The sequence below is a fragment of the Priestia megaterium genome (genome assembly GCF_023824195.1).
Taxonomy (GTDB): Bacteria; Bacillota; Bacilli; order Bacillales; family Bacillaceae_H; genus Priestia; species Priestia megaterium_D.
In genome coordinates this window covers 237501-240000 of sequence record NZ_CP085442.1, presented here as the reverse complement: position 1 = coordinate 240000, position 2500 = coordinate 237501, and the positions used below count along the sequence as shown (strand labels likewise).

Below are 2500 nucleotides of genomic sequence, written 5' to 3'. Positions count from 1 at the left end.
GGGCTTTCACATCAGACTTAAGAAACCGCCTGCGCGCGCTTTACGCCCAATAATTCCGGATAACGCTTGCCACCTACGTATTACCGCGGCTGCTGGCACGTAGTTAGCCGTGGCTTTCTGGTTAGGTACCGTCAAGGTACGAGCAGTTACTCTCGTACTTGTTCTTCCCTAACAACAGAGTTTTACGACCCGAAAGCCTTCATCACTCACGCGGCGTTGCTCCGTCAGACTTTCGTCCATTGCGGAAGATTCCCTACTGCTGCCTCCCGTAGGAGTCTGGGCCGTGTCTCAGTCCCAGTGTGGCCGATCACCCTCTCAGGTCGGCTATGCATCGTTGCCTTGGTGAGCCGTTACCTCACCAACTAGCTAATGCACCGCGGGCCCATCTGTAAGTGATAGCCGAAACCATCTTTCAATCATCTCCCATGAAGGAGAAGATCCTATCCGGTATTAGCTTCGGTTTCCCGAAGTTATCCCAGTCTTACAGGCAGGTTGCCCACGTGTTACTCACCCGTCCGCCGCTAACGTCATAGAAGCAAGCTTCTAATCAGTTCGCTCGACTTGCATGTATTAGGCACGCCGCCAGCGTTCATCCTGAGCCAGGATCAAACTCTCCGAAGAAATGTTTGACTTGCTCATTTAAAAAATAAAAATTAACGTTGACGTTTGTCGCTTTGTTCAGTTTTCAAAGTTCAACCGCCGCTCTTAAGCGACTTTACTATCTTATCAAGTTATCAACACAATGTCAACAACTTTTTTTAAAAGAAAAGAGAGATCTTTTCCAGCCTGGCAACGTCCTACTCTCACAGGGACAAAGTCCCAACTACCATTGGCGCTAAAGAGCTTAACTTCCGTGTTCGGTATGGGAACGGGTGTGACCTCTTCGCTATCGCCACCAGACAAGAGATTGTTCTCTCAAAACTAGGTAACAGTTTGCTGAGTAAAGCTTACGCTTTTAAAGTTTGGTTAAGTCCTCGATCGATTAGTATCAGTCAGCTACACATGTCGCCACGCTTCCACCTCTGACCTATCAACCTGATCATCTTTCAGGGATCTTACTAGCTTGCGCTATGGGAAATCTCATCTTGAGGGGGGCTTCATGCTTAGATGCTTTCAGCACTTATCCCGTCCACACATAGCTACCCAGCGATGCCTTTGGCAAGACAACTGGTACACCAGCGGTGTGTCCATCCCGGTCCTCTCGTACTAAGGACAGCTCCTCTCAAATTTCCTACGCCCACGACGGATAGGGACCGAACTGTCTCACGACGTTCTGAACCCAGCTCGCGTACCGCTTTAATGGGCGAACAGCCCAACCCTTGGGACCGACTACAGCCCCAGGATGCGATGAGCCGACATCGAGGTGCCAAACCTCCCCGTCGATGTGGACTCTTGGGGGAGATAAGCCTGTTATCCCCGGGGTAGCTTTTATCCGTTGAGCGATGGCCCTTCCATGCGGAACCACCGGATCACTAAGCCCGACTTTCGTCCCTGCTCGACTTGTAGGTCTCGCAGTCAAGCTCCCTTGTGCCTTTACACTCTACGAATGATTTCCAACCATTCTGAGGGAACCTTTGGGCGCCTCCGTTACATTTTAGGAGGCGACCGCCCCAGTCAAACTGCCCACCTGACACTGTCTCCCGGCCCGATCAGGGCCGCGGGTTAAATTTCAATACAGCCAGGGTAGTATCCCACCGACGCCTCCACCGAAGCTAGCGCTCCGGCTTCTCAGGCTCCTACCTATCCTGTACAAGCTGTACCAAAATTCAATATCAGGCTACAGTAAAGCTCCACGGGGTCTTTCCGTCCTGTCGCGGGTAACCTGCATCTTCACAGGTACTATAATTTCACCGAGTCTCTCGTTGAGACAGTGCCCAGATCGTTACGCCTTTCGTGCGGGTCGGAACTTACCCGACAAGGAATTTCGCTACCTTAGGACCGTTATAGTTACGGCCGCCGTTTACTGGGGCTTCGATTCAGAGCTTCTCCCAAAGGATAACCCCTCCTCTTAACCTTCCAGCACCGGGCAGGCGTCAGCCCCTATACTTCGCCTTGCGGCTTCGCAGAGACCTGTGTTTTGCTAAACAGTCGCCTGGGCCTATTCACTGCGGCTCTCTCGGGCTATACACCCTACCAGAGCACCCCTTCTCCCGAAGTTACGGGGTCATTTTGCCGAGTTCCTTAACGAGAGTTCTCTCGATCACCTTAGGATTCTCTCCTCGCCTACCTGTGTCGGTTTGCGGTACGGGCACCTCCCGCCTCGCTAGAGGCTTTTCTTGGCAGTGTGGAATCAGGAACTTCGGTACTATAATTCCCTCGTCATCACAGCTCAGCCTTTATGATGAGCGGATTTGCCTACTCATCAGCCTAACTGCTTGAACGCGCATATCCAGCAGCGCGCTTACCCTATCCTACTGCGTCCCCCCATTACTCAAACGGCGGGGAGGTGGTACAGGAATATCAACCTGTTGGCCATCGCCTACGCTTTTCAGCCTCGGCT

At 52.2% G+C, this 2500-nt stretch carries 3 rRNA genes (2 of these 3 only partly in view); all 3 read right to left on the bottom strand.

Annotated elements, in window-relative coordinates:
- Window positions 1-621 (bottom strand): 16S ribosomal RNA (locus tag LIS78_RS01380); it reaches 930 nt to the left of the window's first position.
- Between the two features lie 163 nt (window positions 622-784).
- A 5S ribosomal RNA gene (rrf, locus tag LIS78_RS01375) occupies window positions 785-900 on the bottom strand.
- 62 nt (window positions 901-962) lie between these two features.
- A 23S ribosomal RNA gene (locus LIS78_RS01370) occupies window positions 963-2500 on the bottom strand; it runs 1394 nt beyond the window's last position.